This is a genomic window from Rhodovibrio sodomensis (assembly GCF_016583645.1).
GTDB classification, from domain to species: domain Bacteria; phylum Pseudomonadota; class Alphaproteobacteria; order Kiloniellales; family Rhodovibrionaceae; genus Rhodovibrio; species Rhodovibrio sodomensis.
Genome location: NZ_NRRL01000202.1, coordinates 1 through 5,981 on the forward strand (window position 1 = coordinate 1; position 5,981 = coordinate 5,981).

A 5,981-nucleotide genomic window follows, 5' to 3' on the forward strand; every position below is an offset into this window, starting at 1 on the left:
TGACGACCGCGTCCCAGGGCTTGCGACCGGCCTTGGACTTCCGCGCCTCCGACGGCCGGCGCCAGACAGCTTCCAGCTGAGGCCGGAAATCCGCCCAGGGCACGATCGCGTTCAGCTTCACCAGCGGCTCCGCCTTCGCGTCCAGCCCGGCGTAGCGCTTCGAGACGTCGAAGAAGCCCATCTGGCCCATCAGCACCTCCCACTCATCGCCCCTATATCGACGATTCTACCGGGATAACGCTGGATCGCGAGATTTTTCGAGGTGCCCATAAGATGGCATGCATGCTGTAAAGCGTCTCGACGGACAGATCGCGGTGTCGTCCCAGCATGCGCGGCTTCGCCTGAGACAAAAACCTCGAACTGTCGGGAGCCCTGGATACCTTGGACGATCCCGACGGGAATCCCTTCTGTCTCCAGTATTGGCCCCTGTTCTATATGTGCTTCCAGATAGCCGGCGATCGGAAAGCCGAGGGAGCGCTTAGCCGCTCCTGGTGTCGCCGCCAATGTCGCCCGCAGCGCATCAGCTAGCGCAACGCCCGAATCATCACAGACTGGATGGAAATCTTCGGGATTCGCCTGACCCGCAAAGCAGAGTGCCCCCATTGACCCGGGCGCAAAACGGCTCCCCTCCTCGTTTGTCCATGCTACGACCTCGATCGACCTCTGGGGACGAACATCGGCAGCCACGTAAGCCTCGACTACTTCAAGGCCTGCCAGCACGCCATAGATACCATCAAAGCGCCCACCGGCCGGCTGGCTGTCCATGTGGCTCCCAACCAGCAACGGGGGCAGGCCAGGGTCACGCCCCTCCAAACGCAGGAAAAGGTTCGCGATGGGATCCACCGCTTCCACCAGACCGATCTGGCGGCCCCATTTGATCAGGAGATCGCGTGCCTGAATGTCCTCGCCGGACAGGGCCTGCCGGTTTACGCCGCCGCCAGCTATCGCACCGATCTCCGCCATCTCCATGTGACGGCGCCAAAGGCGCTCGTCGCTCACCATGCTTGCGATCGCGCTCGCGGTATCTGACAGTCCTGCGGAATCATCAACCATGGGGATCACAGAGTTCCAATGGGCTCACAGTGCGAGATACTCATGCATGATGGTCTCCTTGTCGGTCGTCGCCGTATCGCCGCGATGGACGATGCCGCCTTTCTCAAGCACCAGGAACTGGTCCGCCATTCGGAAGACCATCGGCACGTTCTGCTCCACGATCACGATGGCCATCCCCTCCTGCTGATTGATCCGCCGCAGCGTGTCGGCAATCTGCGTGACCAGCGTGGGCATGATTCCGTCGGAGGGCTCATCCAGGAGCATCAGCCCCGGATCCGTCATCAAGCCACGCCCAATAGCGAGCATTTGCTGCTCACCGCCACTCATCGTACCGGCGGCCTGAGACATGCGTTCCTCTAGTCGCGGGAAGTAATCCAAGACCTCCCGCAGACGGTCGCGCTTCCGCGTGCCCGCTGCAATCCGCCCCATGGTGAGGTTCTCGCGAACGGTCAGTTGGGGAAAGATCCCGCGGCCCTGCACCACCGTGGTCAATCCCCCGCGAGCGCGCTGATGCGCTTGCTGGCGGGTCACGTCCGTGCCGTTGAGCCTGATTGTCCCCGTACTCGGTCGGATCAACCCTGCCAGCGTTCGGATCAGGGTGGTCTTGCCCATCCCGTTGCGCCCGAGGACAGCCAGGACTTCACCATCGTCCACGGACAACGTGACGTCGCGGAGCACCGTAATGTCGCCGTAACCGGCGTATAATCCGTTCGCCTCAAGCGTCACGCCTAACCTCTCCCATCTCAGGTCCCGAGGTACACATCGCGGACCCGTTGGTCGTTCGCGACGCTGTCAAACGAGCCCTCCGTAAGCACCTCGCCAAGATGCAGAACCATCACCGGAGCCTCGAGGTCGCGGATGAAGTCTATGTCGTGCTCGATCACGATCACGGACAGAGTGTGGTCTTTTGTGAGTTCCTTGATGAGGCTTGCGGTCGCCGCGGTCTCTTCCGCAGTCATCCCGGCCGTCGGCTCATCCAGTAGCAGGAGGTCGGCGTTGCGTCCGAGCAACAACCCGATTTCGAGCCACTGGCGTTGGCCGTGAGAAAGATGCTTACAGAGGGCATCTGGGCGATCTGCAAGGCGCACAGTCTCTAAGACCGACCGGATGCGCGCCGGGCGAGGGTCCGCCGCACGGTTCGTGCCGAGCACGGCAATCTCTAGGTTCTCGTAGACACTCAACTCATCAAAGACCGAGGGTGTCTGAAACTTACGCAGGATCCCACGTCGGGCGCGCTTAACCACGTCCATGCGCGTCACATCCTGGCCCTTATGGAAAATTTTTCCAGTAGTTGGTGGCAGGTGCCCAGAAATCATCGAAAGGAAGGTGGTCTTGCCAGCGCCATTCGGGCCGATGATGGCACGGATCGACCCGGCCTCCATGGAAAACGATACGTTCTCGTTGGCCTTGATGCCTGTGAACCGTTTGCTCAGTCCTTCAGCCCGGAGCACTTCACTCATTGGTCTGCCCCCGCTGCGCCGTCAGCAAGCGCACGCCATCGGATACAGCCCCGGCAAGGCCGCGTTTGAAGAAGACGATCACGATGATGAAAAGGACGCCGAGCATGAGCTGCCACGTATCTGGAGCGACCGCGCTAAGGTAGTTTGAAAGACTTGCCACAATGATCCCGCCTACCAGCGCTCCAAGCAGGGACAATCGCCCGCCGATGGCAACCCAGACCACGACCTCAGTCGAGAAAAGCACACCGCCAAGCGACGGCGAGACGAAGCTCGAATGCAGCGCGTAGAGCGCGCCCGCGAACCCGGCGACGGCCCCGGAAAGGGCGAAGGCAGCCGTCTTGTAGAACGGGACACCAAAGCCCAACGCGATCATGCGGTCTTCGTTTTCCCGCACGCCGACCAGGACCTTGCCGAACCGTGCGGCCATCAACCATCTGACGATAAAATAAGCCAGGGCCACGAGCGGAAGCACCACGTAGTACATGACGTAGTCGCCGCCAAGCGACAGACTTCCTATCGGTCCAAACGGCAGCTCTGGGCGGTTCACGTACATGCCGTTCCATCCGCCCGTTATCTGCGACTGACTGACGGCAATTTGCTCGGCCATGATCGACAGGGCGAGCGTCACGAGTACGAAGTACGTCGCTCGAACCCCAGCCGAAAAGAGAAAGTAGCCAGCAATCGCGGCGACCAAGCACCCTGCACCCGTAGCGGCGAGAACTGCGAGATAAACAGGGTTGATCCCAAAGTCAGCCCCCATAACGATACCAGTAACGTAGGCACCGACCGCGAAGAAGGCTGCTTGACCAAAGCTCAAAATCCCGACGTAACCCCAAAGCAACCCTAGTGACAGCGCGAGTACGCCGAAAATCATGTACTGCGGCAGGACGTAGACGATGTAACCGCCTGCCACGACCGGTATGAGCGCGAGGATGGCGAAGAGCACCACGGCGAGGGCGGGCTCCCCGCTCGGTACGCTTAGCCGACCGGAGACGGACTTAACTTTTTGGCTGACGAGGTCCTGGGTCATTTGGACTTCAGAAGACCGGAGGGACGGAAACGCAGGATCACAATGGCGACCAAGAAGACGATCGTCTGCGCGACGACCTGATCGGAGAACAGCGCGAAGAGGGTTTCGGTGCCGCCGACGAAGAAGCTGCCGAGAAGCGTCCCGCCAAGCAGTTGCCCGATCCCGCCTACGATCACGACGAAGAATGACCGGACCAGAAAGATGTTGCCGATGTAGGGGTCTATCGACATCACCGGTGCGATGAGCGCACCAGCCAAGCCCGCCATGCCGGCGCCGAAGCAGAAGACCAGCTTGTACGTCATCGAGATGTTGAGCCCCAGCAGACTGGCAACTTCTCGGTTCTGGATCAGGGCGCGGATTTTGATGCCAAGGTTGGTGCGGAAGATCACGAAAGCGGTCGCCACAATGAGCCCAAGCGACAGCAGGGCGATCAGGCCGCGGTACGCGGGTACGTCTACCCCGGCGACCATCACGGCGCCGGGTATCGGATTGTCGATACCGCGGAAGCCCGAACCGAATACGATTTTGACGATTTCCGTGCTCACGAGGAAGAAAGCCCACGTCAGCAGGAGTGTATCAAAAGGGCGGTCGTAATAATAACGAATGACGACGTGTTCCCAGACCCCGGTTCGCGGCGTCTAGAAAGGCGCCCGAAATTTGCCGGGTAAATGAGGGACTTGCGCGGCGCAGACTCGGGGCGTGTATCTAGGCCGCGTCGCCGAGCTCGGTGACGCTGAGCAGCCTCGGGGGCGCCTGAACCCGCAGTTGCCGCAGGGTTTGGGCCAGTTCGCCGCTGATCTCGGTCCGCTGCACAATTGCGCGCTTTTCGCTGCGATAGCGCACCACCTTCAGCCGGCCGAGCACCTGAGCGATCGCCGTCCAGGTCCGCCCGCAGCGCATCTCCGCGGCGCGCTGGATCTGCAGCGCGAGCACGCAGAGCTTGACGTGCGCCGTGATGCGCCGGGCGGCCACATGGTACATGGGCCGGACCTCCAGGCCCGTTTGCTTCATCTTGCGGAAGCAGGACTCGATGATCGCAGCGCCTTTGTAGCCAAGGGCCACGTCCTCGACGCTCAGGCTGTCGTCGTTGGTGACCACCACGAACTTGCCGTCCTGCTGCTCGGCCGCCTTGATCTTCGGCCGGTCGAGCCGCGGCCGGCCCTTGCTGTCGGTCTTGAGGTAGCGCCCGTAGCGCGCCGAGCTGAGCAGCCGGCAGGCGGCCTTGGGATGGTCGGCCTCGCCGCGGTCGATGCGCGCCAGCTCGCTCTCCAGCTCCGTCAGAACCTCGTTGCGGTGCTGGCGCTGGCGCTCCGCCTCCTCGGGGTTCAGGCACACCACGTAGCGCCGGCGCCGCTCGCCGTCGCCCACCCAGACCTCCTTGGCCTTCAGGTTGCCGGCGATCTGGCGATAGCGGCCGGGCCGGGTGAGCGCGTCCTGCTGCGCCTCCTTCACACTCGCCATGGGCACGGCGACGATGTAGCGGCCCAGGCCCTCGCTGAGCGCCTTCAGGTTGGCCTTGGAGTACATGCCGGCGTCGCCCACGAACACGCAGCGGCCCAGGTTCCAGCTGCGCAGGTCCTCTTTGATCTGCCGGACCGTGCTGACGTCGGCGGTATCGCCCGGCAGCACCCAGGAGCGAATGGGCATGCCGTCGCGGGTGACCGCGAGCGCGACGATCACCTGGGGCTGGTTGTCCCGGCCCTCCTTGCTATGACCGCGCCGGCGCAGGGCGGGGTAGGGCTGGCCGTTCCATTCGGTCTCGGCCTCGTCGGGCGCATCGACCTCGCAGTAGGCGGTCGTGGTGTCATAGAAGATCAGATCGGCATCGAGGCTGAACAGGTCGGCGGTCTGGAAGAACACCCGGCGCTCGATCTGCTCGGCCGAGCCGGCCAGCACGTCCAGTGCCCGGTAGAGGTGGTCGACGTTCAGCTCCTGCGCGTCCGGGAGCCAGGCGCGGTCGCCCAGCCAGCGCGTGGTGCAGCCGCGCTTGGAGCGCGGCTCCTCCAGGCGGTTCGCCGCCATGGCGAACAGGGCGGTGTGATGCTGCGCCCCCAGGCCCTTGGCCTCCAGGACCTCCCGGACGGCCGCCGCGATGCCGAGCTCGTCCCAGAGCGCGCGGGCGACATGAACGACGCCCAGATCGCGGCTCTCCTCGATCGCGATGTTCGGACCGCCGTCCGCGCCGGCATCCTCGGCCGTGTCCTCGCCCAGGACCCGCTTGATGCTGCGCACCAGCCGGTTCAGCTGCGCCTCTGTCTGCGCGTCGGCGCGGCCGAAGTTGTAGACCACCTGGGCCTCCGCCCGGCCGGTCTGGGCATTCCACACGTTCTCGGCCAGGGCCAGGTAGCGCACGATCGAGCCGTCTTTCCGGCGCCGCTGGGTCGTCCGCAGGTACATGCCTAGACCCTGGGGCGCCGAATCGCGCACAGTCAACGCCA

6 protein-coding genes and 1 pseudogene are annotated in these 5,981 nt (G+C 63.4%); all 7 read right to left on the minus strand.

The annotated features are described in order from the left end of the window. A pseudogene (locus CKO28_RS26805) lies at positions 1–190 on the minus strand (IS5/IS1182 family transposase); the annotation flags it as partial. Then, positions 190–1,053, minus strand: a complete 864-nt coding sequence (locus CKO28_RS26810) for a hydantoinase/carbamoylase family amidase (protein ID WP_200344417.1) — start codon at positions 1,051–1,053, stop codon at positions 190–192. The gene CKO28_RS26810 and the pseudogene CKO28_RS26805, both read right to left, overlap by 1 nt. Before the next feature lie 24 nt (positions 1,054–1,077). After that, positions 1,078–1,779, minus strand: coding sequence for an ATP-binding cassette domain-containing protein (locus CKO28_RS26815; RefSeq protein ID WP_200344419.1), 702 nt, complete (start codon positions 1,777–1,779; stop codon positions 1,078–1,080). A gap of 17 nt (positions 1,780–1,796) precedes the next feature. Then, positions 1,797–2,513: an ATP-binding cassette domain-containing protein gene (locus CKO28_RS26820; RefSeq protein WP_200344428.1), complete on the minus strand. Its 717-nt coding sequence runs from the start codon at positions 2,511–2,513 to the stop codon at positions 1,797–1,799. Then, positions 2,506–3,543: a branched-chain amino acid ABC transporter permease gene (locus CKO28_RS26825; protein ID WP_200344430.1), complete on the minus strand. Its 1,038-nt coding sequence runs from the start codon at positions 3,541–3,543 to the stop codon at positions 2,506–2,508. The genes CKO28_RS26820 and CKO28_RS26825 overlap by 8 nt, the downstream gene beginning before the upstream one ends. Further along, positions 3,540–4,148 carry an ABC transporter permease subunit gene (locus CKO28_RS26830; protein WP_200344432.1) on the minus strand — a complete coding sequence of 203 codons (609 nt, stop codon included), beginning with the start codon at positions 4,146–4,148 and terminating at the stop codon, positions 3,540–3,542. Before CKO28_RS26830 ends, CKO28_RS26825 begins: the two co-directional genes overlap by 4 nt. A gap of 100 nt (positions 4,149–4,248) precedes the next feature. Further along, complete coding sequence (locus tag CKO28_RS26835) at positions 4,249–5,940, minus strand: IS1634 family transposase (RefSeq protein ID WP_437127663.1); 1,692 nt, start codon at positions 5,938–5,940, stop codon at positions 4,249–4,251. Between the last annotated feature and the right edge of the window lie 41 nt (positions 5,941–5,981).

Bases quoted from the DNA above. Each gene is read 5' to 3' on its own strand.
- CKO28_RS26810 (WP_200344417.1), bottom strand. From the start codon at position 1,053: ATGGTTGATGATTCCGCAGGACTGTCAGATACCGCGAGCGCGATCGCA.
- CKO28_RS26820 (WP_200344428.1), bottom strand. From the start codon at position 2,513: ATGAGTGAAGTGCTCCGGGCTGAAGGACTGAGCAAACGGTTCACAGGC.
- CKO28_RS26825 (WP_200344430.1), bottom strand. From the start codon at position 3,543: ATGACCCAGGACCTCGTCAGCCAAAAAGTTAAGTCCGTCTCCGGTCGG.
- CKO28_RS26835 (WP_437127663.1), bottom strand. From the start codon at position 5,940: ATGTACCTGCGGACGACCCAGCGGCGCCGGAAAGACGGCTCGATCGTG.